Annotated in this window: 17 protein-coding genes, 2 tRNA genes and 2 riboswitches; of the genes, 6 read left to right on the plus strand and 13 right to left on the minus strand. The window is 45.6% G+C overall.

Translation table 11 applies throughout. The features are described from left to right. Window positions 1–118: 118 nt before the first annotated feature. From ACPW7N_RS25270 to ACPW7N_RS25295, 6 genes are all read left to right on the plus strand, one after another. On the plus strand, window positions 119–1318 hold the full coding sequence (locus ACPW7N_RS25270) for an iron-containing alcohol dehydrogenase (protein ID WP_425654515.1): 1200 nt from the start codon (window positions 119–121) through the stop codon (window positions 1316–1318). Window positions 1319–1389: 71 nt separating this feature from the next. Continuing rightward, a complete protein-coding gene (locus ACPW7N_RS25275) occupies window positions 1390–2502 on the plus strand; it encodes an aminopeptidase (protein ID WP_425654517.1) in 1113 nt (370 codons plus the stop codon). A gap of 112 nt (window positions 2503–2614) precedes the next feature. After that, entirely contained in the window at window positions 2615–3190 is a 576-nt protein-coding gene (locus ACPW7N_RS25280; RefSeq protein WP_425654519.1) for a glycerol-3-phosphate responsive antiterminator, read from the plus strand. A gap of 160 nt (window positions 3191–3350) precedes the next feature. After that, window positions 3351–4172 carry an MIP/aquaporin family protein gene (locus ACPW7N_RS25285; protein WP_425654521.1) on the plus strand — a complete coding sequence of 274 codons (822 nt, stop codon included), beginning with the start codon at window positions 3351–3353 and terminating at the stop codon, window positions 4170–4172. Between the two features lie 44 nt (window positions 4173–4216). Continuing rightward, on the plus strand, window positions 4217–5707 hold the full coding sequence (gene glpK, locus ACPW7N_RS25290) for a glycerol kinase GlpK (RefSeq protein WP_425654523.1): 1491 nt from the start codon (window positions 4217–4219) through the stop codon (window positions 5705–5707). Window positions 5708–5861: 154 nt separating this feature from the next. After that, window positions 5862–7550 (plus strand): glycerol-3-phosphate dehydrogenase/oxidase, encoded by a 1689-nt coding sequence (locus ACPW7N_RS25295; RefSeq protein ID WP_425654524.1) that lies wholly within the window; start codon window positions 5862–5864, stop codon window positions 7548–7550. Window positions 7551–7634: 84 nt separating this feature from the next. Here ACPW7N_RS25295 and purB read toward each other — a convergent pair whose 3' ends face one another. From purB to ACPW7N_RS25360, 13 genes are all read right to left on the minus strand, one after another. Next, on the minus strand, window positions 7635–8930 hold the full coding sequence (gene purB / locus ACPW7N_RS25300) for an adenylosuccinate lyase (RefSeq protein WP_425654526.1): 1296 nt from the start codon (window positions 8928–8930) through the stop codon (window positions 7635–7637). Beyond that, window positions 8927–10072 carry a 5-(carboxyamino)imidazole ribonucleotide synthase gene (gene purK / locus ACPW7N_RS25305; protein WP_425654528.1) on the minus strand — a complete coding sequence of 382 codons (1146 nt, stop codon included), beginning with the start codon at window positions 10070–10072 and terminating at the stop codon, window positions 8927–8929. The genes purB and purK overlap by 4 nt, the downstream gene beginning before the upstream one ends. Continuing rightward, window positions 10069–10557 (minus strand): 5-(carboxyamino)imidazole ribonucleotide mutase, encoded by a 489-nt coding sequence (purE, locus tag ACPW7N_RS25310; protein WP_425654529.1) that lies wholly within the window; start codon window positions 10555–10557, stop codon window positions 10069–10071. The genes purK and purE overlap by 4 nt, the downstream gene beginning before the upstream one ends. A gap of 120 nt (window positions 10558–10677) precedes the next feature. Then, window positions 10678–12234 (minus strand): M1 family metallopeptidase, encoded by a 1557-nt coding sequence (locus ACPW7N_RS25315; protein WP_425654530.1) that lies wholly within the window; start codon window positions 12232–12234, stop codon window positions 10678–10680. Between the two features lie 107 nt (window positions 12235–12341). Then, entirely contained in the window at window positions 12342–13715 is a 1374-nt protein-coding gene (locus ACPW7N_RS25320; protein ID WP_425654533.1) for an NCS2 family permease, read from the minus strand. A gap of 138 nt (window positions 13716–13853) precedes the next feature. After that, window positions 13854–13955, minus strand: a riboswitch (purine riboswitch). Window positions 13956–14067: 112 nt separating this feature from the next. Next, the gene (guaA, locus tag ACPW7N_RS25325) at window positions 14068–15606 is read right to left on the minus strand and encodes a glutamine-hydrolyzing GMP synthase (RefSeq protein ID WP_425654534.1); all 1539 of its coding nucleotides are present in this window, start codon (window positions 15604–15606) and stop codon (window positions 14068–14070) included. Window positions 15607–15727: 121 nt separating this feature from the next. Beyond that, window positions 15728–15829: riboswitch (purine riboswitch) on the minus strand. A 26-nt stretch (window positions 15830–15855) separates the two neighbouring features. Further along, entirely contained in the window at window positions 15856–18069 is a 2214-nt protein-coding gene (locus ACPW7N_RS25330) for a DUF4129 domain-containing transglutaminase family protein (protein ID WP_425654535.1), read from the minus strand. Window positions 18070–18109: 40 nt separating this feature from the next. Beyond that, on the minus strand, window positions 18110–19318 hold the full coding sequence (locus ACPW7N_RS25335; RefSeq protein WP_425654537.1) for a DUF58 domain-containing protein: 1209 nt from the start codon (window positions 19316–19318) through the stop codon (window positions 18110–18112). Between the two features lie 15 nt (window positions 19319–19333). Beyond that, window positions 19334–20287: an AAA family ATPase gene (locus ACPW7N_RS25340; RefSeq protein ID WP_425654538.1), complete on the minus strand. Its 954-nt coding sequence runs from the start codon at window positions 20285–20287 to the stop codon at window positions 19334–19336. Window positions 20288–20598: 311 nt separating this feature from the next. After that, window positions 20599–21159: a nitrate reductase molybdenum cofactor assembly chaperone gene (gene narJ / locus ACPW7N_RS25345; protein ID WP_425654540.1), complete on the minus strand. Its 561-nt coding sequence runs from the start codon at window positions 21157–21159 to the stop codon at window positions 20599–20601. Window positions 21160–21216: 57 nt separating this feature from the next. Beyond that, on the minus strand, window positions 21217–24903 hold the full coding sequence (locus ACPW7N_RS25350) for a nitrate reductase subunit alpha (RefSeq protein ID WP_425654542.1): 3687 nt from the start codon (window positions 24901–24903) through the stop codon (window positions 21217–21219). Window positions 24904–25156: 253 nt separating this feature from the next. Then, window positions 25157–25239: transfer RNA gene (locus ACPW7N_RS25355), tRNA-Leu, on the minus strand. A gap of 91 nt (window positions 25240–25330) precedes the next feature. Continuing rightward, a tRNA-Lys gene (locus ACPW7N_RS25360) sits at window positions 25331–25406 on the minus strand. Window positions 25407–25430 lie beyond the last annotated feature (24 nt).

Below are 25430 nucleotides of genomic sequence, written 5' to 3' on the forward strand. Positions count from 1 at the left end.
TGCTTCAAATTACATACATACTATGGAAATGTTCAATGTCTCTTTGCAGATGTGATACAATGGCTGTGAAAATTTTTTTTGCTGAATAGACTGCAGTTGATACGAAAGGAGATTCAAGGTGTTTCCATTCGAACTGTCTTTTACAACTCGAATCATCTTCGGAACTGGTGAACTCGCTCGAATCGGTGAAGAAGTAAAGACGCTAGGGAAAAAAGCATTCCTTGTTACAGGCGGAAAGTCAGCGAAGGCTTCTGGCCTGGTAGATCGTGTGATCGATTATTTAACTTCAGCTCAAGTAGAGTTTGTGCTGTTTGACAAAGTTGAACCCAACCCACGCACTACTACCGTCGACGAAGGAGCACGTCTGGCAAGAGAACACCACTGCGACGTCGTTCTGGCAGTAGGTGGCGGTTCCGTAATGGATGCAGCCAAAGCTATTGCTCTCTCTGCTCATTCCGGACGTCCGATCTATGACTACATGCGTGGTAACCCGAATGGTCTCTCGAAAGAATCAGCGCCTATTTCTTCTGCACTTCCGATTGTTACCGTGCCTACTGTTGCTGCAACTGGATCAGAAGCAAATGAATTGAGTGTCCTCACGAATTGGGAGACGCACGAGAAATCGTCTATTTCGGGGTCCGGCCTGTTGCCCAAAATCGCCATTATGGACCCATCTCTTACCTATACCGTTCCTCCCAACGTCACAGCAGAAGCTTGTGCCGACATATTCTCCCATCTGTTTGAAGCCTATGTCATCGACACGCATAAACAGCACGTCCAGGACGGCTTTACAGAATCGCTGATTCGTCAGGTAGTTGCGTTTGCGAAAATTGCCATGGATCAACCTGACAACGAAGAAGCACGTGCCACCCTTCTCTGGACGAGCACACTGGCAATCAGCCCGTTTACCCTGGCTGGACGCAGCGGTAGGTATCCTTTACATCAAGCGGAACACACGCTCAGTGGTTACTACGACATCTCACATGGACGAGGGCTTGCGATTTTATCCATCCCGTATTTCCAGCAAATTATTCTGGAAGATCGCCCGGATCGGCTCGCACGTATGGGACGGGAATGCTTCGGCGTACGCTTTGAGGATGATCGACAAGCGGCAGAAGCAACGATTGAAGCGATTGCTGCCTGGTATCGTGAGCTTGGTATCACACAACGCCTGTCCGATTTTGGCATCACACGAGAATCATTACCTGTTATGGCAAGAGACTCGATTCGTATTGGAGGCCGTGGGGCTGATCATATCAAGAGCTCCAGATCGCTGTATGAATCAGACATTCTCGCCCTATATGAAGCCTGTTTTTAAAGGATGTTCAAAAATCCGGGAAACCCTCCTCCTTTTTGAACTCCACTACAAAAATAAAGAGGTGTTTATCAATGGATCCACGTATTCAAGAATTAGCTCAACGTCTGGTTCGCTACTCTCTCAACTTGCAAAAAGGAGAAAAATTGCTAATTGAGAACATCGGCTTGCAAACTCCGCTTGTGAAAGCTTTGGTTCGAGAGACTTTTGCTGTTGGGGCCCTGCCATTGGTTACGGTAAAGGATCAGGAAATCATGCGTGCGATGATCATGGGAACCAGTGAAGAGCATATGGAGTTAATGGCAAAACACGAACTATCCCGCATGCAAGACGTCGATGCTTACATTGCAGTTCGTGCGTTTGAGAACATTAACGAATATTCCGATATCCCCGAAGAGAAAATGGGCATGTACTCCCGCATTTTCTACAAAAAAGTCCACTTCGGCGAGCGAATTCCGAACAAGCGCTGGGTCGTTCTCCGCTATCCGAACAAATCGATGGCCCAGGCAGCCAATATGAGTCTCGAAGGCTTCGAAGACTTCTACTTCTCTGTGTGCAATCTCGACTACTCCAAAATGTCCAAAGCGATGGATCCACTCGTCGAATTGATGGATCGTACTGACCGGGTGCGCATTGTCGGCCCGAAAACAGACCTCTGCTTTTCGATCAAAGGAATCCCAACTATCAAATGCGACGGCAAACTGAACATTCCAGATGGGGAATGCTATACTTCTCCAGTGATCGACTCGGTAGAAGGAACCATCTACTACAACGCACCAACCAACTATCACAGCACGACATTCACCGATATCCAGTTCACCTTCTCCAAAGGGAAAATCGTAGAAGCTACAAGCAGCAATACCAAAGTACTAAACGAAATTCTTGATACAGATGAAGGCGCACGCTACATCGGTGAGTTTGCTATCGGCTTCAATCCATATATCCTGAACCCGATGCAAGATATTCTCTTTGACGAGAAAATTGCCGGAAGCTTCCACTTCACTCCTGGTAATGCCTACGACATCGCCGACAATGGAAACCGTTCCTCCATCCACTGGGATCTCGTGCAAATTCAACGCCCTGAGTTTGGCGGCGGCGAAATCTGGTTTGATGATGTACTGATTCGCAAAGACGGCCTGTTTGTCGTGCCAGAACTGCAAGCGTTGAACCCTGAGAATTTGAAATAACACCCGAAAGATTTTCCTCCCCCGTTCACTCTTGCTCGCTGTGATGATATATTGATTCATAATAGTAAGCTGGAACGATAGTACCGACAGTGAAGAACGGGGAGGAAAGATTGTGAGCTTCCATGGTCAAGTGATTTTGCCTGCCGCACGACATATGAAGGACTTTGAGAAAATTTTAAAGGGTCCCTATGAGTACGGCGTTTTCCTCGATACGCATATCGGACAGTTAAAAAGTGTCTACACGACTGCCCAAAAGCACAACAAAAAAATGTTCCTCCATGCCGATCTAATTCAAGGTTTAAAAAATGACGAGTATGCGACGGAATACCTTTGCCAGGAAATTAAGCCATTTGGACTGATTTCAACGAGAACCAGCGTGATTTTGAAAGCAAAACAAAAGGGTGTCCTGGCGATTCAACGGATTTTTCTTTTGGATACCAACGCCTTGGAAAAAAGCTACACACTGCTGGAAAAAACACAGCCAGACTTTATCGAAGTCCTTCCCGGCGCCATGCCCAAGATCATTGCCGAGGTGTATGAACGTACCAAGATTCCGATTCTTGCAGGCGGGCTGATTCGCACAGTGGAAGACGTAGAATTGGCAATTAAAGCTGGCGCAACAGCAATCACGACATCGAATCATGACCTCTGGAAACATTTCATAAAAAAGAGTGACACTCCATATTGACAACGTTTTCATGATCCAATAATATAAGTCTTAAGTTAATACAGGTGACGGAGAGATGGAGATTCACCAGAAGTATTCCTCACAACAGTGAGGTGCTTTTGTGTGAATCTCTTTTTCTTTTACACTGATAGATACTTATTATTAAGGGAGGATGTTGTGTATGAGCGCTTTTTGGGGTGAAGTAGTAGGAACGGCAATACTGATTTTATTAGGGGGAGGTGTGTGTGCGGGTACGTCATTGAAGAAATCGTATGCCAACAGTTCAGGCTGGATCGTAATCACGATGGGTTGGGGTCTTGCAGTAGCAGTAGCGGCTTATGCTGTCGGAAGCATTAGCGGAGCTCACTTGAACCCTGCCGTTACACTGGGCTTGGCCTTTACTGGAGCTTTCCCTTGGTCTGATGTTCCTTCTTATATTTTTGCTCAGTTGATTGGTGCCATGATCGGTGCTACTGCCGTTTACTTGCATTACCTGCCACATTGGAAAGAAACAGAAGATGCTGGCACTAAATTAGGCGTTTTCGCTACCGGCCCTGCAATTCCAAATACATTCGCAAACTTGTTAAGTGAAATTATCGGTACTTTCTTCCTCGTTTTAGCAATTTTGGCTATTGGAGCGAATAAATTTGCAGAAGGCTTAAATCCGTTTATCGTTGGTTTCCTGATTGTCAGCATCGGTCTTTCTTTGGGTGGTACAACCGGCTATGCAATCAACCCTGCTCGTGACTTAGGTCCAAGAATTGCTCACTTCCTGCTTCCGATTCACGGAAAAGGTTCTTCTAACTGGGGATATGCGTGGATTCCTGTAGTTGGTCCTCTTCTTGGCGGCTCACTCGGCGGTCTCGTTTATCAAGGAGTATTCAAAGGAGAAGTGACGACTAACCTTTGGATCGTACTCGCAGTTACACTCGTTGTTCTCTTGCTTGCTTATATCGCCAGTCCAAAACAATCGCAACAACCACAAAAGAAACTGGCAGCATAATTCTTTCACATAGAATGAAATATTGATAAAGGGAGCGGATTTGCATGGAAAAATTCATTTTGTCTTTAGACCAGGGAACTACTAGCTCACGTGCCATTCTTTTCAACCAAAAAGGTGAAATCGTTCACACTGCACAACAAGAATTCCCTCAATACTTCCCAAAACCAGGCTGGGTTGAGCATAACGCACTGGAAATCTGGGGCTCCATCATGTCAGTTATCGCAACTTGCTTGACTGAATCACAAATCAAACCAGAACAGGTTGCTGGTATCGGTATTACGAACCAACGTGAAACAACTGTTGTCTGGGATAAACACACTGGTAAACCGATTTACAATGCGATCGTATGGCAATCTCGCCAAACTGCAGATATTTGTAACGACCTCAAAGAAAAAGGCTTGAATGATACCTTCCGTCAAAAAACTGGTTTGTTGATCGACGCTTACTTCTCCGGAACCAAAGTTAAATGGATTCTTGATAATGTAGAAGGCGCTCGTGCAAAAGCAGAGGCTGGAGACCTCTTGTTCGGAACAATCGACACATGGGTAATCTGGAATCTCTCTGGAGGCCGTACACATGTAACCGATTACTCCAATGCGTCCCGTACCTTGTTATTCAACATCAACGACCTGAAATGGGATGAAGAATTACTTAACATTCTTACTGTTCCTGCATCCATGCTGCCAGAAGTTAGACCTTCCTCTGAAGTATACGGACATACAGCTGAAGACAACTTCTTCGGACATCAAATTCCGATTGCAGGTGCGGCTGGTGACCAACAAGCAGCATTGTTCGGTCAAGCATGCTTCGACCCTGGAATGGCGAAAAACACGTACGGAACTGGTTGCTTCATGTTGATGAACACAGGTGAAAAACTGGTTGCTTCCGAGCACGGCTTATTGACAACGATTGCATGGGGCTTGGATGGCAAAGTGGAATACGCTTTGGAAGGCAGTATTTTTATCGCTGGATCTGCGATTCAATGGTTGCGTGACGGGCTTCGCATGTTTAAAGACGCAAAAGACAGCGAACAATACGCAACAAGAGTTGAGTCCACTGACGGTGTGTATGTAGTTCCTGCTTTCGTAGGACTTGGTACTCCTTATTGGGATAGCGATGTACGCGGTGCTGTATTCGGTCTTACTCGCGGTACTTCCAAAGAGCATTTCGTTCGTGCAACGCTTGAATCTCTTGCTTATCAAACAAAAGATGTTTTGGCAGCGATGGAAGCTGATTCTAACATCTCTTTGAAAGCGCTTCGAGTTGACGGTGGAGCGGTTAAAAACAACTTCCTCATGGACTTCCAAAGCAACATCTTGGGCGTACCAGTTGAGCGCCCTGTTGTGAACGAAACAACTGCTCTCGGTGCCGCTTACCTGGCTGGTCTTGCAGTAGGTTACTGGAAAGATAAGTCAGATATCGCAACTCAATGGAATATCGATCGTCGCTTCGAGCCAACGATGTCTGATGAGAACCGTGAAGAATTGTACACTGGCTGGAAAAAAGCGGTTCGTGCAGCAATGGCTTTCAAGTAAGCGAATCATATGATATAATGTACGTAAGTTAATAACTCGTCTGGAGAACTGGAGAGACCACAATACATTATAGCGTATGCTATAGTGTGGATTGTGGTCTCTTTTTCGTTTCCAGTTTTAACCGTGTTACAAATTGGATAGGAGGAGATTGAAGATGAGCAGTACATTTTCAAGTCTAGAAAGAAAGAATATCCTGCAATCAATGGAAAATATCACGTTTGACGTGCTTATTATAGGTGGCGGAATCACTGGTGCAGGGATTGCTCTCGACGCTGCCACACGTGGCATGAAGACAGCACTTGTCGAGATGCAAGACTTCGCAGCCGGAACTTCCAGCCGTTCAACGAAACTCGTTCACGGTGGTCTGCGCTACCTCAAGCAATTCGAGGTACAAATGGTTGCAGAAGTTGGTAAAGAACGTGCCATCGTATATGAAAATGGCCCTCACGTAACTACGCCGGAATGGATGCTTCTCCCGATTCACAAAGGCGGAACCTTCGGGATGCTCAGCACTTCCGTTGGTCTCAAAGTATACGATTATCTCGCTGGCGTCAAAGGTAGCGAACGCCGCAAGATGTTAAGCACCCAAACTACTATGCAAAAAGAACCTCTGCTCAAAAAAGAGAATTTGCTCGGCGGCGGTTACTATGTAGAATACCGCACAGACGATGCTCGCCTCACGATTGAAGTACTCAAAGCGGCTGTCGCTTACGGCGCCAAGGCAGCAAGCTATCTGAAAGTCGAAGATCTCATATACAAGGATGGCAAAGTGATTGGCATCCAGGCAGTCGATCAGTTGGATGGACAGAAATTCAGCATCTATGGCCGCAAAATCGTCAATGCGACTGGCCCATGGGTAGATACTTTGCGAGAAAAAGACAAATCTAAAACAGGCAAAAAGCTGCAACACTCCAAAGGCGTGCATTTGGTCATCGACCAGAAACGCTTTCCGTTGAAACAAGCGATCTATTTTGATACACCGGATAAACGCATGGTATTCGCCATCCCTCGTGACGGCAAAGCCTATGTCGGGACTACCGATACCTTCTACAGTGAAGATCTGGTCCATCCTCGCATGACTGAAGAAGATCGTGCCTATATCATTCGAGCGATTAATTACATGTTCCCTGATGTGAACATTACGGAAAATGACATTGAATCGAGTTGGGCTGGCGTTCGTCCGTTGATCTATGAGGAAGGCAAATCCGCATCGGAAATCTCGCGCAAAGATGAGATTTGGGTATCCCCTTCCGGACTCATTACCATCGCTGGCGGTAAACTGACTGGTTACCGTAAAATGGCTGAAACCGTCGTTTCCCAAGTTGCTTCTCTCCTTCAATCAGAAGGAAATGGATCTTATAAAGAATGCATTACCAAACATCTGCCGATCTCTGGCGGTGACGTTGGCGGCAGTGCCAATTACGGCCAGTTTATCCAGGCAAAAGTACAGCATGGTTTGTCTCTCGGTCTGACATCTGAACAGGCAAACTGGTTAGTACGTATGTACGGTTCAAATGTTGATCAGTTGTTCCATATCGTTAGCGAACGCAAGAAAGAACTTTCCAATGAGAATAGCACGACCACTCTCCCGTTGGACCTGTACGCAGCACTTGTGTATGGTATGGAGTATGAAATGGTTGTCTCCCCGGTAGATTTCTTCGTCAGACGTACCGGCAAGCTGTTCTTCGATATTCAAACCGTGCAGCAATGGAAAGACCAGGTGATTGCTTTTATGGCAGAGCGTATGGGCTGGTCGGATGAAGTAACCATTGCTTATACTAATGAGCTTAATGTTCATCTTCATGATGCGGTGACACCGGAGAAATCGCTCGTCAAAGCGTAAGAAAACCCACTCAGCTAACAAGGCAAAAAAACCTTAGCTCTCCTTTGAGGAAAGCTAAGGTTTTTGTTTTGCTTATAAAAAGCCTTATTTCAACCCAACCCGCTCAAAAATCGTATCCACATTCTTCAAATGGTAACGATAATCGAAGCAATCATCGAGTTCCTCTTTGGTCAACAAAGATTGAACGGTTTCATCCTCACCGATAATATCACGGAAAGAGCGCTGCTCCTCCCACGCTTGCATCGCACGTGGTTGAACAGTATCGTACGCTTTCTCACGGCTGAGTCCCTTGTCGATCAGCTTCAGGAGCACCTGTTGCGAGTAAATCAAACCAAACGTGCGATCCATGTTGCGCTTCATATTCTCAGGGAAGACAGTCAGGTTCTTCACAATGTTCATGAAGCGACGCAGCATGTAGTTGAGCAATTGAGTAGCATCTGGCAAAATCACACGCTCAACAGAAGAGTGTGAGATATCACGCTCATGCCAGAGTGGAACGTTCTCATAAGCAGACAGCATGTGACCGCGAATTACACGAGCCAGACCAGAGATGTTCTCAGAGCCGATCGGGTTACGTTTGTGCGGCATCGCAGAAGAGCCTTTTTGTCCTTTAGCGAACGCTTCCTCTACCTCACGAATTTCACTCTTTTGCAGGGCACGTACTTCTGTTGCAAATTTATCGAGTGATGTCGCAATCAAAGCCAAGGTTGCCATGTAATCGGCATGTCTGTCACGCTGCAGAGTCTGGGTAGAGATCGGCGCTGCTTTCAGGCCCAATTTTTCACATACATACGATTCTACGAACGGGTCAATGTTTGCATACGTACCTACCGCACCGGAGATTTTGCCTACAGCAACACCTTGTCTCGATGCACGGAAGCGTTCCAGATTGCGTTTCATTTCTTCATACCAGAGAGCCAGCTTGAGACCGAACGTAGTCGGTTCTGCATGGACACCATGGGTACGGCCCATCATGACTGTATCTTTATGCTCACGAGCTTTGTCAGCAAGGATCGCAATGAAATCCTCCAAATCCTTCTCCAAAATCTCATTGGCTTGACGCAACAAATAAGAAAGAGCCGTGTCTACTACGTCTGTCGAAGTAAGACCGTAATGAACCCACTTCTTTTCATCGCCCAGCGTTTCAGAGACAGCACGGGTGAACGCCACGACATCGTGACGGGTTTCTTCCTCGATTTCATAAATTCGCTTGATATCGAAGCCTGCATTCTCACGGAGCTTAACTACATCCTCAGCCGGTATTACTCCCATTTGCGACCATGCTTCACAAGCGAGAATCTCCACTTCCAACCATGCCTTGAATTTATTTTCTTCCGTCCAAATGGCACGCATTTCAGGGCGTGAATAACGTTCAATCATTTCAATACCTCCGCTTTATTCCAAATTCCTTTTGATTCAATCATCTCAAGCGCTTCTGCTACAGAATCGGCAATCACATTGATGTGACCCATCTTCCGCTTCGCTTGCGCTTCTTTCTTTCCATATAAATGAAGCTTGAAAGTAGACGGTAATTTTTCTGCCTGATTCAAAACCTGCTCAAGATGCTCACCTAAAATGTTCACCATGACAACAGGCGAGAGAAGCTTTGTACTCCCCAAAGGCAGGTTGCAAATCGCCCGCACATGCTGTTCAAATTGAGATGTCACACAAGCATCCATCGTGAAATGTCCGGAGTTGTGTGGTCGTGGAGCCAATTCATTTACATATAACTCCCCGTCCTCCGTCAGGAACATCTCCACTGCAATCAATCCGACCACTTCCAGCTTATCTGCGATTTCGCCAGCAATTCTTTCTGCCCGAGCAGCAATTTGAGCGTCAATCGGTGCGGGAACCATGGACAAATGCAGAATGTTGTCTACGTGGATATTGTGGGACACAGGGAATGTCGCAACCTCACCTGACAGATTACGAGCAGCCACCACAGATAGCTCCAGCTGAAAGCGAATGAATTTCTCGACAATCAGCTCGGCTCCCGTACGACTCAATTCTTCGAACGCTTGATCAATCTGATCCTTTTCACGGATAACCCACTGACCTTTGCCGTCGTATCCGCCTGTGGCTGTTTTCATGACGACAGGCAGTCCGAATTCTTCTACCGCTTCTCGTACATCCTCTACACGATGAATGGCACGAAACGGAGCGACAGGAATCCCCAACAACTGGATGGCAGTTTTTTCACGGATGCGATGCTGCGTAATGCGGAGCAAGCGACTGCCCTGTGGAACATGCGCATTCGTCTCCAGAACTTCTGCTACCTGAGCGTCTACATTCTCGAATTCATACGTAATCACCTGGCTCCGCTCTGCCAATTCTTTGGCCGCTTCCACCTGATTGTAGGCAGCTACAATTTGATAGTCAGAAACTTGTCCACTCGGGGAATCAGGCGTCGGGTCCATCGTGACAAAACGGTATCCCATTGCCCTGCCCGCCAAGGCGATCATCCGTCCAAGCTGTCCTCCACCTAAAAGGCCAATCGTCTCTCCTGGTTTGATCACTTTCATGGCAGTTGACTATCCTCCAATACACTCTTGCGGATGGTGTCTCTTCTCTCGATAAAACGCTCTTGAATCTCCGGATATTTGATACCCAGAATTTGCGCAGCCAAGAGACCTGCATTAATCGCACCAGCCTTGCCAATCGCTACCGTCGCTACAGGCACACCGCCAGGCATTTGAACAATCGACAAAAGGGAATCCAGCCCATTCAAATTCGAGGACTTCACAGGTACACCAATGACAGGAAGCTCTGTTTTGGCGGCTACCATCCCAGGAAGATGAGCAGCACCTCCTGCTCCTGCAATAATGACTTCCAATCCACGCTGTTTGGCTGACTCAGCGTACTCAAACATCAGGTCCGGCGTCCGATGTGCCGAGACCACTTTTTTCTCAAAAGGAACGTGCAACTGTTCCAAAATCAGACAGGCTTCTTTCATGGTTTCCCAATCAGATGTGCTTCCCATGATCACACCGACTAATGGTTGATTCATTGCCAAGCTGCCCCTCTCTATATCACCGATTCTTTATTCCAAGGTTCAGTTTAGCAAGGAAAAAGAAGTACTGTCAACCTATTCCCGAACATTTAACAGATTAAAGAAAAATATCATTCGTTATTTCGTATTCATGGTTGGTACTTTGCTCTTGCCCCGGATGGACCAGTTGAATGCGGGCTTTTCCATCTCGGGTTTGAGACGAAGCCAATAATCGAAATACGGATTTGCACTCTCGCCTGCCACTTTGGTAAAAGCATCTACTACATCTTTTCCTGTCGCATTTTTGTATTGGTGTGTCGTGTAGTAATAACGCAGCGCTTCATTCACACGCTCTTCTCCCCAGGTTTGACGCAAATTCCAAAGCATCGCCCCCCCTCGGGAATAAACGAGATCACTGTAAGAAGGCCAGTTAGGAAACTGATCCACACTTTGCCACGCACTAATCTTTTGTTCTGCATACAAAGAGGCTGCCATGTTCCCCCTTGTCACTCTTCGTTTGATATACTCATTGGCTGACTTCTTGTCGTACTGCTGCAAAAACACCATCGTCGCATAGTCAGTCAAGCTTTCGTCCACCCACGCTTCTTTGATCTCATCATTGCCTACAACGCCATAGAACCATTGGTGAGCCGTTTCATGCGCTACGACAGCATCGCCATACCCGCCAGGAGTCTCGAAATACTTATCCTGTATAAACACGATACTCGGATACTCCATACCGCCGAAAAAGCCGCCTGTACGGACAACATCGTATTCCTGATAGGGATAGACACCAAACGATTTACTATAGTACTGGAGAGACTTTTTGGCAACGTCATGCACACGCATCACGGCATCCATCTGATCGTCCACCCGGTACCATGTATTGACCAGCGTCTCTCCCACTTTTGCCGTGATGCTTCTATAGCTGTCATCCATTGCAACTACTGCGAAATCCCGTACGTTCAAAGCTTGAATGTCATAGAATTTAAACCCTTTTGGCCTTGTTTCGGTTACTACTGCCAAACTTTCCAAACCGGTTGTAGCGATCTGGTATTGATGCGGTACACGAATCTGCACATCATAATCCGCTACCTCACTATAGAACGGATCTCCAATCGGGAGATAGGGATCCAGTCTCCAGCCAGCGGATTCATTTACTGCAAGGATCGGCAGCCAGTTTCCGAGCCAAATGGCATGATCATCATAGGATAATCTGCCGTCATTCTTTGGCACCTGCAAAGTGAAATTCATGGAGACAGTCACTGCTTCTCCTTGGGCGACTGGCTTATCGAATGGAACCTCAAGGATCGTTTGGTTCACTTTGAAAGGCACTGGCTTTTCTTTTACTCGCACGTCATGAATGGTCATTTTTCCTTCGATCCGGTTTTCACCCAAGATATAAAGCCAATTCGGCGTAGAGAGTTCAGGGCGCTCTACGAATGCATTGGAGTACAAATGAAAATAGGCCTTCTGCTGATCTTTCACAGGAAAACGAGCAGACAATGTCCCTGTAACCGCGTGCTTGTCAGGGTCGATCTGCACATTTGCTGCATACTTGGTTCGGACTGCTTCTTGCTGAGAGCTTGTCTGACTGATATGTGCTTCCGTAGTAGCCGGTCTCCACATACACCCGACGATCATCTGAAGCAAAACAAGTATTACGATAAGATTGGTAGCGACTCGCCACTTCATATCCATTGCCTCCCCAAAACCGTGTCCCACTCATACTACAGGATATGTAGAGAGAAAAAAAGCTAATCCCGTTATTTACGAGATTAGCTTATATATTTTCTTAAATTCTATTCGCGGAGCCAGATGAAGTATGCCAGGAAGACGAAGAAGAGTACGTACATCATTGGGTGAACTTCTTTTGCTTTTCCATTGAAAATCTTCATCACAGGGTAAACGATGAAACCTGCAGCGATACCAGATGCGATACTGAATGTTAATGGCATCATCAAAACAGTCAAGAATGCTGGAAGTGCTTCATCCATCTTATCCCAAGCTACATGAATCATGTGTGCAGCCATTAAAACACCAACGATAATTAATGCAGGAGCCGTTACTGCAGACGTAACTACAGCGAGCAACGGAGAAACAAACAAGGCAAGCAAGAACATACCGCCTGTTACTACAGAAGCAAATCCAGAACGACCACCCGCTGCAACACCTGCAGTAGACTCAATATAACTTGTTGTAGTAGATGTACCAAGGATCGCGCCACTCATACCTGCGATCGCATCGGAAGCCAACGCCTGACCTGCACGAGGAAGCTTGCCATCTTTCAACAAACCAGCTTGGCTCGCAACACCGATCAGCGTACCAGTAGCATCGAAGAAATCAACAAACAGGAAGGTAAAGATAACGATCAGCATTTTCATGGAGAACATCGTAGAGGTATCGCCAAGATACTGGAATGCTGCTCCGAAGGTTGGTTCCAAGCTTGGAGGCGCTGAAAACACTTGAGTTGGAACCTGAACCAAACCAAAAATCATACCGACAACTGCAGTAATTGCCATACCAATGAAGATTGCTGCGTTAAAACGACGAGACATTAAAATTGCTGTAATAACCAAACCGAATACGGCGAGTAATGCGTTTTTCACAGCTAAAATTTGCGCCGGCTCCATTCCTTCATGGAAAGTCAAATGACCGAGAGCAACGATGGTTGCGTCACTACCAATAATAATACCTGCATTTTTCAAACCGATAAAAGCGATAAACAAACCAATACCTGCAGATGTTGCATATTTCAAACCTTGCGGGATCGCATTAACAATTGCTTCACGAACCCCGGTAAGAGACAAAATCAAGAAGATCGTACAAGAAACAAATACTCCAGCTAATGCCTGTTGCCATGGGATACCCATTGTAAGTACTACAGTAAAGGTAAAGAATGCATTTAAACCCATACCAGGTGCTTGCGCAATTGGCAAACGACCCCACACACCCATAACGAGCGTACCGATCGCTGCTGCTAATGCTGTTGCAGTAAATACCGCTTCAAAAGGCGGGTAATTTCCGGCTTTCAGATCTGGCGGAAGGTCGGCACCGCTTAACATAAACGGGTTAACCGCCAAAATATATGCCATAGCCAAGAATGTAGTAATACCTGCGATGATTTCTGTGCGATAATTCGTGCCAAGCTTGTCAAACTCAAAGTACTTACGCACCTGCTAATCCCCCTAAAAATTGTAATTAACATTAATTATTTCTCACAGAAAACAAAAAGGTCGAGGTTAGTATAACCTCGACTCGGATAGGAACATTCGGAAAATAGAAAGAAATAATATCGACATAATTCCGCTTTTCTCGTGAATTGTTCCGTCCGTAGTCAGGTTATTATAGGTAACCTAGTAGAAACTCCCGAGCCATATTCTCAGGATTATACGAACAACCTTATTCTTTTCTGCTTACAACGAGAGTTTAGCAAGAATTTTGTCGACTGTCAATCGAAAAACCGAACGTTCACCTTTTTTTCTTTAAAATCATCCGTCATTTCTATAAATCATACTTACTAAATGACTACTCCCATTCAATCGTTGCTGGTGGCTTGGACGTTACATCGTAGACGACACGGTTTACATTGTCTACTTCATTTACGATACGTGTGGAAATTTTCTCAAGCACATCCCACGGAATTCTCGCCCAATCTGCTGTCATTCCATCGATAGATGTTACGGCACGGATACCGATTGTGTAGGAATAGGTGCGAACATCCCCCATGACCCCTACGCTTTTCATGCCAGGCAATGCCGTGAAGTACTGCCAGATTTCCCGATCCAAACCTGCTTTTTTGATTTCTTCACGCAGAATATAGTCTGATTCACGAACAATGTGCAATTTTTCTTCGGTAACTTCGCCGAGAACGCGAATGGCAAGACCTGGACCTGGGAAAGGCTGTCTCCAAACAATCTCGTCTGGCAGACCCAGTTCAGAGCCCAACTTGCGCACTTCATCTTTGAACAACGTTTTGAGTGGCTCGATCAGCGTAAAGCTCATATCTTCTGGAAGGCCGCCCACGTTGTGATGAGATTTGATGGTATGAGCTGTTGCTGTTCCGCTCTCAACGATGTCCGTGTACAGCGTACCTTGCGCCAAGAAATCCATATCAGTCAGTTTTTGAGCTTCTTCATCGAAGACATAGATGAACTCATTACCGATAATTTTACGTTTTTGCTCAGGATCAGATACACCTGCTAACTTGCCCAAGAAACGGCTGCGAGCATCGATTTTGATCACTTTCATATCGAATTTGCCAACGAACGTTTCCATTACGCTCTCTGCTTCACCCTTGCGTAGCAAGCCGTGGTCAACGAACATACACGTCAATTGGTCACCAATCGCACGGTGGATCAATGCAGCTACTACGGAGGAATCTACTCCACCGCTCAATGCACAAAGCACTTTTTTATTGCCAACGATTTCGCGAATAGACGCTACTTCTTCCTCGATAAAGTGGGACATAGTCCAGTCTCCGGAGCAGCCACACACTTTGAACAAGAAATTGCCGATGAATTCATTTCCACGAACGGTATGACGAACTTCTGGGTGGAATTGCACTCCATACAGTCTGCGATCACGGTTACTCATTGCCGCTACTGGGCAAGAATCACTGACAGCATCCACAATAAAACCTTCTGGCAGTTGTACTACTTTATCGGAATGGCTCATCCAAACTACTTCGTTGCTGTCCAAATCCTGATACAATTCGTGTTTGTCCTGAATGCGAATCTCTGCTTTTCCATATTCACGCAATCCAGCCCGCTCCACTTTTCCCGCAAGGTGGTGCGTCATCAATTGCATACCGTAGCAGATACCCAGGATTGGAATCCCCAATTCAAAAATAGCAGGGTCTACTTTTGGTGCACCTTCCTCGTACACACTTGCAGGACCGCCGGAGAAAATGATTCCTTTTGGCTGTAATTCCTTAATTCTTTCAACTGAAGTGTTGAATGGCAAAAGTTCGCTATACACTCCCAAATCGCGAACACGTCTGGCGATTAACTGATTGTATTGGCCTCCGAAATCAAGTACAACGATCAACTCTAACGGCTTGTCCATGAATACCCTCCCTAGATTATCTCAAAAATTATAGTAGCAAATTGATTCAACCTATGCAAAAGGGACTGCCACCTACTGATAAAGGCACAGTCCCAGTACACTATACGCTTAAAACACACGTACTTCTGGCTGCTCACCCCGTAGTCGCTCAATTTACGGTCGAGCGGTAGAAACTTTCAGGCCATATCCCTGACTTTATACGAGAGATCATACTATCGAAGCACATTCTAGCAGACTAGAGTTAAATGATCAAGGCTTCATTTGCTGAGAAAGGCGATCCAGGATTGTATTCGCAATATTCCGTGCTTTGCCTTCTACCTCTTTGAAGCCATAGTGAATTTGTTCATAAAGATTCGTGAGATACCAGAGATCCTGACGCACATCACCCGAGACTGACAATCGTTTGACGTACTCGCGCAGAGTCTCTCCTTCCTGACGATTCATGAGAATTTTTTCGTATAAAAAGAGCAGTTTGCTGTACTTGTCTATAAAACGATCCTCAGGGTACGTTGCGATTTGCTTGCGAACCCACCAAATCATCAGCCTCTCTCGTTTTCTCCACAAGACAACTGCTACACCAAGCAGAATCACAAAGGAAATCAGGAAATAGCTTGAGGAAATTCGCTTCGTAATATTCCCTGTGTTCTCATCTTCCTCCAAACGCTCCAGACGATCGTCTGCATTTGGCTGTTCACGGTCTACTGGCAGGTTATTGATCACAGGTTGTTCTTCTTGCGCTTGATTCACATCGTATTCGACACGAACAGGCGAGACGAACGAGGTCGTAGCCTCAAAAGGAATCCAGCCGGTATCTGCGAAATACACTTCTACCCATGAGTGTGCGTCTTTGTTGCGCACCTCAATGATTCGTTTTCCTGTTTCAGTTGTATCCGTTTCTGTTCCTGGGGCAAAGCCTTTTACCCATCTCGTCGGTATTCCGATACTTCTCAGCATGACCGCCATAGAAGTAGAGAAGTGGTCACAATAGCCCCGTTTCGAGTCAAACAAAAACTGGTCTACGAAATCTTGCCCTTCCTTCGGCACTGGAACATCCTTGATCTCGTACTTGTATTCACCACTAGAACGCAAGTATTGCTCAACAGCTCTTACTTTCTCATACGGCGTCTTGGCTGATGCAGTAACTTTCTCGGCCAATTCCTTTACCCGAGGTGGCAAACTGTCCGGCAATTGAAGGTACTGCTGCTCAATGGAAAAAGGAAAATCACTTTGCAGGTTCAGGAAGTGCTTTTCGCTGATAATCGGAACCTCTGAGGTAGCCTCATAGCTGAACATCTTGAGCAAGACCGGATTTGGCACATCAATGAGCTTTTGATTTTTGCTCTTCCCTGCATTCGTGCTTTCCGCTATCGTCACAATTCCTTCGTGTGTCTGTACATGCTTGTTCGTCACATCATATTGAATCGTAGCATTCTGCGGTGCATATTTGGGCAAACGAGTTAGTTGTCCTTCATAAAAGATAATGGCGTGCTTTTCGCTGTTCTTGTATTGCACCATTGCATCTACTGTTTTGGTTTCAATATTACTAAACAGTTTGTCATCCCAACTAAAATTACGAGGTTCGAGAATGGCTTGATAATTTACGTCTCCCTTTTGCCATCCCTGACCGGTGTAAATGTCTTTGGAGTCACCACGCCAGTAATACTTTTCGTTGGTGGTCGCCGTGAACACCAAACTTTCATCCTGAACGAATGGCCCGCCTAATTGACTGTCATTGTTGTCATACCCTACCTTTTTCAAAGAGTTACCGCCCTCACTGCCATTTCCCATAAAATACGAGATCGGGTCCGGCCAGCTAGCCTCTTTTTTCGGTGCAGAGTAAGCAATTCCTACAGACAAACTGATAATCAATACAGGAGCAAGCAGCGATTTCCAATAAGCAAACTTATTCCTGCCCGTACTGCCTGCCAATCTCTCCATTGCCAAGAAATGCAGGACAGCCAACATTAAAAATCCGGCAATCAATGAACGGATAATTCCGCCATCAGCATCATACGGCATAAATGTATCAAGCGTGGCCAGGTATGCTTCAGTCATGAAAACGAACCAGAGCCCCTGACGTTGTTGGAGTATTAAATAAGAAAGTAATGACACAAGCAACACAATCAGCAAATAAAATAACAAGCTTCGGCTGACTGGAGCCATTCCTAGCCAATTTTGCGAGTATAACAAGGGAATGTCAGTTGTTAATCTCGAGTAGACGTCCTTCAACCACTCCGTATCGAACAGCGGGGTTGCAAAGAACGTATGGTGAAGTAAATAGAATCCACCGCCCAGTTTCAGCAGTAGCCCCAACCACCGCCACTCAAGCAACAGATCGACTAAAAGCACTCCTGCAACCAAGAGCAAAAATGGTGTAAGCTCGCTTGTATCGGTCAGTTCAGTCAGCGGCAATAACCATTCACGAAGCAGTATAAATAGAAAGAACCCTGCCAACCACTCCATGGCGGTCAATCTTCTAAAAAAACGAAACGCTCCCATATGACTAAGCACCCCCGATCTGTTTCAATTCTTCATATTCGTGGAGGTGAACAGAGCTGCATTCCACTTTCATCGCACGAAGCATCTGCAGAGCCTGTTGTTCTTCTACCTTTATTCCTTGCCCTTCATAAATCCAGAAAAGATGAATTTTCCGTCCAGATGAGGCAAGATCCATGAGAACAGCCACCATTCGTTTGGATAAAGACGGTGTTACAATTGCTAAAGTCGAACCTTGCGGGAACTCAAGAGCCTCACGTCTTACGATCTGCGAAAACTCTCTCTCCCCTTCCGGCATCATCCGCGCTAGCTGGTCAAACACACGAAAGAAATGGGTTTGTGTGTTTCCGGGTGGTATAGCTACACGCTCAGTTTGGTAGCTTACAAAGCCAAACGGATATTGACGTCGGCTCGCATAATAGACAAGACTTGCCGTCAGTTTTGCCGCCATTTCAAATAGCTGCTTCTCTTTGTCTGCATAGTTGTCTTTGTTTACATCACAGAAAAAAACAATCTGGTTCATAGCTTGATGCTCGAACTCTTTGGTTTTGAGCCCCATCCCTCTAGCAGATGCCCGCCAATGAATTTGACTCAAGCGGTCTCCCCGTTGATAATCCCTTACCCCACGAACGGCTGACACATCATCCGAACGTCGATGAGTGACCTGAACATTGCCACTGATCCGTCCTTCTCCTGTAGGCCAATGCGTGATTTGTTTGTAAGCAGGATACACCAGAAAATCATTAAGTAATGTGAATGTTTTGGTGCGTTGAATAAATCCGAAAAAGTCTCCTGCATTCACTACACAGTTCTCCAAGCGATAGTATCCGCGAGGCAGAGACGGAATCACATACGTTAATTGAATTTCTCGCTTGAACCAGGGAAACACAAGCTGTCGATGCGGCTCGTACTGACTCAACAGTTTATCCGGCAATGACTCGACAACCAGGTTCCACCCTAAAGGGAACCAAATCTTGCGTTTGAGGCGCAGAGTGACAATCACATCCTCACCGTCTTGCAAGCGATCACGGTCAATCTCACGGGTGACTTGTAATGTCATAAACATCAAAACATAAGCCAGTAATTCATAGGCAAAAAAAGTAATGCAGCTATAAAACAAAAACCAACTTGCGAACCCCCCCTGGAATTTGGCAAAGGCATAGGTCAACCCGAGGAGGGCAATCACTTTCAACTTTCCATATTTCCTCTGTTTCATCTACTCCACCGCCCTTTAGCTGATCGGGACGCGCGTCTCCTGAAGCACATTCGTAATCACTCGATCAACGGTCGCTCCCTCAAGACGTGCTTCCGGTTTCAGAATAATGCGGTGATGGAACGTAACAGGTACAAGTTCTTTCACATCGTCTGGGATAACATAATCACGGCCACGCACAAAGGCAAGAGCTTGCGCTGCCCGACATAACCCCAATGCACCACGGGGACTGACACCCAGGTATACGTTTGGATGGTTTCTTGTCTTGTGGCAAAGACGCACAATATAATCTTTTATTCCTTCACTTAATTTCACTTGTGATACTTCCATTTGCAACGCCTGGATTTCCTCGACAGAGATCACTGGTTTAATTTCCTCAATCGGTTTTTGGGCCACGAATCGGGTCAACATAGCTACTTCCTCTGACTCGGTCGGATAGCCTAAGTGAAGTTGCAGCAAGAAACGGTCAAGCTGTGCTTCCGGCAATGGGAAAGTTCCCTCGTATTCCAATGGGTTTTGCGTCGCCATTACAAAAAACGGCTCAGCTAATTGATGGGTAATGCCATCTACGGTAACGGAATGCTCTTCCATTGCTTCGAGCAGAGCCGATTGCGTTTTTGGTGAGGTACGGTTAATTTCATCTGCCAGGATTACATGTCCAAAAATAGGACCAGTTCTGAATTCAAACTCAAGTGTTTTTTGGTTAAAGATTGATATACCCGTTACATCTGTCGGGAGTAAGTCAGGTGTAAACTGAATGCGTTTAAAATTACCACCAATCGAGCGAGAGAGAGAGCGGACGAGCATCGTCTTTCCTACACCTGGTACGTCTTCTAGCAGAACATGTCCCTTTGCCAATAAAGCAACTATGCTCAATTCGATCACATGCTTTTTGCCAATCAGGACCTTCTCGATGTTTTGAATTAACGCTTCAATTGATTTGTGCGGATGTTCTAGTTTAATCATGCTCATCGTCTAAATCTCCCATCTTTTCGCAACTTGAGTATCATTTGTTTTACTACTAACGGTAAAGAACTCACTTTAGAAAAACAAGAAAATAATTATAAAAATTAGTAAAGTTAAAATTTACTGATAATTATTGTTTGCCCATGTTTTCTATATTACATACTCCTTTAATTTTACAGAAATACCATTAGTGTGTCAAAAATGCAAATCTGCCAGACAACAACAAAGGGCCTGCTTAATCGCAAACCCTTCGCTTCATTTATTATACTTGACTCATTTATGTTGAGACAAATCCATTACCTGTCAGCAATCCGATTTTACCTTACTTTTTCCACCACGAAGAGAAACTGATCAATCTGATTCCGGCAGGCCTCGATCACCCATGCATATGGATTATCGGTTTGGTTTAACAGATGGCTGATATCTTGAATCACTGGGTAAAAATCAATCAGCAATTCACTAGCCAACTCATAAGGAGCCAAAGTGACAAATTCGAGAACAAGTGGTAGGTAATCAGGCAATTCATCTGTTTGCAGAAAAAGTCCGATCTCTTCATAAGTTTTCCTGAGTTGCTCCAGCGCATCTTCTCGTTCATCAGAATTGACAGACTGCGTGAGGTAAATCGATGTCTGCGAATGAAAATCGAAAGTATCTACATAGATGGCAGCCACATCTTCCCTTGCATGTTCACCCAGATAGGTCATGAACTTTTGCAAGTGTTCAGCTATTTTAGGATGAGCAAGCTGGTTCACTTCCTCTTGCAATGCTGCGAGATCAAACCCTTCCTGATCCGGGTAATCAAGCAGAATGGACAAAAGCCGAAAAGCATGTATCGAATCGCTACTATCGAGGATGGCCTCTCGTTCTGCTGTTTCCATACGTAACCTCCTACATCAAATTCGTATTTATTTGCTGTTTTTCCCTAGATCGATCAATTACTCATCTAACCAATCCAGCTTCGATAACTTACGTACAGAGACATACACGTCCCTCTGGTTACCAATTGGGCCATAATAATTAAAACCGTAGCTTAATTGGGCATACCCACCGATTAGCTGTGTTGGTTTCACGTGTATTTTGGTTGGGCTATTGTGTGTTCCACCACGTTCATTTGTAATCGTCGAGCCAGGTACGTTGATGTGTCTATCCTGTGCGTGATACATATACATGGTTCCACGTGGCATCCGATGGCTGACGACCGCTCTTGCGACGACAACCCCATTGCGATTGTAAACTTCTAGCCAATCGTTATCGGCAATGCCCACTTCTGCTGCATCCTTGTCGTTGATCCACACATTGGGACCGCCACGGAACAAGGTCAACATGAACAGGTTATCCTGGAACATACTGTGAATGTTCCATTTTCCGTGCGGTGTCAGATAGCGGAGGGTGATTTCTTTCTCTGCTTTATCCGGAATATTGTCTTGCTGACCAAACACATGCTTCGGAAGAGTTGGTTTATAGACAGGCAGTGCTTCTCCATACTCCATCATAATTTCATGATCGACATAGAATTGCTGGCGCCCTGTCAGCGTACGGAACGGCACTAACCGTTCGATGTTCGTTGTAAACGGTGAATAGCGACGACCACTCTTGTTAGAGCCTGTAAATACCGGTGTAGGAATTACCTCTTTCGGTTGAACAGTAATGCTTTCGAAAGTAAAGATGTCGGCAGCCCGCTCTTCTGCAAGGTCTTTCAGTGACAATCCCGTTTTCTTCTCTTCCTGCTCCCATGCACGAACAGCTACTCTACCGTTTGACGCACTGGAAAGTCGAAGTACTGCTTCAGAAGCTTGGCGTGCCGTTTCAATGGAAGGCAATCCTTTGCTAACACCAGAATGCTGAACCAATCCGTTCAATTTTTTCAATTCTTCATATTCATTTGCTACAGAATAGGAAATCCCATGAGCGCCAATCGGTTTTGTCTCCAGGTTTGTACCCAGACCAATATACTTCTCGTAGATTTTTGTATAATCTCGTTCAATAATGCTCATCCGGGGCATCGTTTTGCCCGGAATTGGTTCTGCCTCACCCTTTTTCCAGTCTCGGACACGCCCGAATGGCTGTGCAATTTCATCAGGCGAGTCGTGCAACAATGGTGTAGTAACCAGATCTTTTTTAGGTTCGGGATAGTATTTCTTGGCCATCTCACTGAATTGCTTGGACAAATGCTTGAAAATATCCCAGTCTGATTTTGCTTCCCAAGGCGGGTTGATTGCCGGATTGAATGGATGGATAAATGGATGCATATCGGTACTGTTCAGATCGTGTTTTTCGTACCAGCTTGCTGCCGGAAGGACGATATCCGAGTAGAGCGCGTTACCTGCCATGCGGAAATCAAGGCTGACATACAGATCGACTTTACCTATCCCTGCTTCTTCTCTCCACTTCACTTCATCCGGCCTTACGGAACCGTCCTCTGATAACAATCCATTGGAGGCTCCCAACAAGTGCTTCAAGAAGTATTCATGTCCTTTGCCCGAACTCGAGATTAGATTGGATCGCCAAACGAACATCTGTCTCGGAAAGTTGACCGGATTGTCTGGGTCCTCAACTGCAAAGTTCATCTCCCCTTTTTTCAGGAGATCGACGGAGTATTGAATCACTTGTTCATCTGTACGTGCGCCTTTCTCATACGCTTCGTCAAACAAGCTCAATGAGTTCCGATCAAATTGTGGATACGATGGCATCCAGCCAAGACGTGCAGATAGTGCGTTATAATCGGCAGAATGCTGGTATCTCGGCTTGTCCACAGTAGGTGATGTCAATTCACCTAGTGGCAGGTCTTCATATCTCCACTGGTCTGTTGCGAAGTAGAAAAAGGAAGTGGCATTTTGCAATCTCGGCATGCTCCAGTCACGGGCAAACGCAATCGTGGACCACCCTTCAAGCGGACGCAGTTTTTCTTGTCCTACGTAATGTCCCCATCCTCCACCGTTGACGCCTTGCGTTCCAGTTAGGATCAACAGGTTCATCACCGAACGATAAATGGCATCACTGTTATACCAGTGGTTGATACCACAACCCATGATAATCATGGACCGGCCATTTGTGTCGGCTGCGTTCTGTGCGAACTCTCTGGCGATTTGGATGACCAGTTCCTTTTTAACACCTGTTTCTTTTTCCTGCCAGGCAGGGGTGTATGCTTGAATCTCATCATAGCTTTCTGGATATCCGGATAATCCCTGACGAGCAACCCCATAGTTGGCAAGCATGAGATCAAATACAGTTGTTACGTACACCGATTCATTTTCGGTCTCGATTTTTTTTACCGGAATATCACGGCTTAGCACACTGCTTGAGGCGTCATCGAAGTACGGAAGATCAATCGGCAGGATTTCATCATGTCCATTCAACAGGCTCATTTTCGGGTTATACGTATTTCCATCCTGATCTTCCATCTTGAGATTCCATTTGCCCTTATCCTGATCGTCCCAACGATGACCGATGCTGCCGTTTGGAACCACCAACTTGCCTGTCTCTTCATCGATTACGAGTGGTTTCCATTCTGATTTGTTCAATGACAATCCCAAATCACTTGCTAGCAAGAAACGGTCAGCAACATAACGATTGCCCGTCTTTTTGAGTGTGATGAGGTAAGGCAAATCAGTAAATTGCTTCGTGTAGTTATTGAAGTACTCCGTAGAGTTGTTTACATAGAACTCTTTCAAAATAACGTGGGTCATGGCAGAAGCTAACGCTCCATCTGAACCCGGCTTTACAGCTAACCAATTGTCTGCAAATTTTACGTTTTCCGCATAGTCAGGACAAATTGCTACTACTTTGGTACCCTTGTACCGTACCTCTGTCATGAAATGGGCATCCGGGGTGCGAGTCATCGGAACATTAGAGCCCCACATCATCAGGTAACTAGAGTTATACCAATCACTGCTTTCAGGAGAATCTGTCTGTTCACCCCACACTTGTGGAGAAGCAGGCGGCAAATCTGCGTACCAATCATAAAAACTCAGCATCGGCGAGCCAAGCAAGGAAAGGAATCGGGATCCAGAGGCATAACTTAACATGGACATAGCTGGAATGACCGTAAATCCTGCAATACGATCTGGCCCATAAGTTTTGATGTTGTAAAGAGTTGCTGCAGCAATGAGATCCGCTACCTCTTCCCAATTTCCCCGTACAAGTCCACCCTTTCCACGAGCCTCCTTGTACTTTTTCGCCTTTTCTTTATTTTCTACGATGTTTTTCCACGCTTCGATCGGGTTTTTGGCCTTGGCCAACTCTTCTCTCCACAGATTCAAGAGCGCACCACGAACGTATGGATATTTCACCCGAAGCGGGCTGTATACATACCACGAAAAGCTGGCACCTCGCGAGCACCCTCTTGGTTCAAATTCAGGCATATCAGGGCCACAGCTAGGGTAATCGGTTTGCTGTGTTTCCCATGTAATAATTCCGTCTTTCACGAATACTTTCCAACTGCAAGATCCTGTACAGTTAACACCATGTGTAGTACGAACAACTTTATCATGCTGCCAGCGTCGTCTGTATAGCTTTTCCCAATCACGATCCTGCTTCGATAGTTCACTCCAGCCATTAGAATAATGTTCATTCGGCTTTAGGAATCGGAGTTTTTTCATAATGGATGACATTTTCTTCCCCATCGTAATTCTCCTTTCAACATTCTATTTTCAGTACTTCACATTTCGTATTTGTGCGACTTACCAATTCAATGTGAATGATACTTGTAATAGGCTGAAAAGAACTGATCCACTTGGAAAATGTTTTAATCATCCACTCAAAAAAAAACGTAAGACCCTTGCCGACAAACAGCAAAGGTCTTACGTTATTATAGTAAAATTTCAAGATTTGTTCACATAAAAAACAAAAAACCCTGAAAATCCTAGGGTTAATGAATGGTGCGGGTGGAGGGACTTGAACCCCCACGGTCGCCCGCCAGATCCTAAGTCTGGTGCGTCTGCCAATTCCGCCACACCCGCATGGTTGATTCTATATTTTGTTGCTGGGGCCCCCGCAAAGTACTCGGATTTATCTGCGAAGCATTTGCTTCACTTTGTGGGGATTTTTTGGTGGTGAGCCATGAAGGACTCGAACCTTCGACCCTCTGATTAAAAGTCAGATGCTCTACCAACTGAGCTAATGGCTCTAAATAAAATGGCTGGGATACTAG

Origin of the sequence: Brevibacillus nigriterrae (assembly GCF_049846925.1) — a bacterium.
Classification (GTDB): Bacteria; Bacillota; Bacilli; order Brevibacillales; family Brevibacillaceae; genus Brevibacillus_H.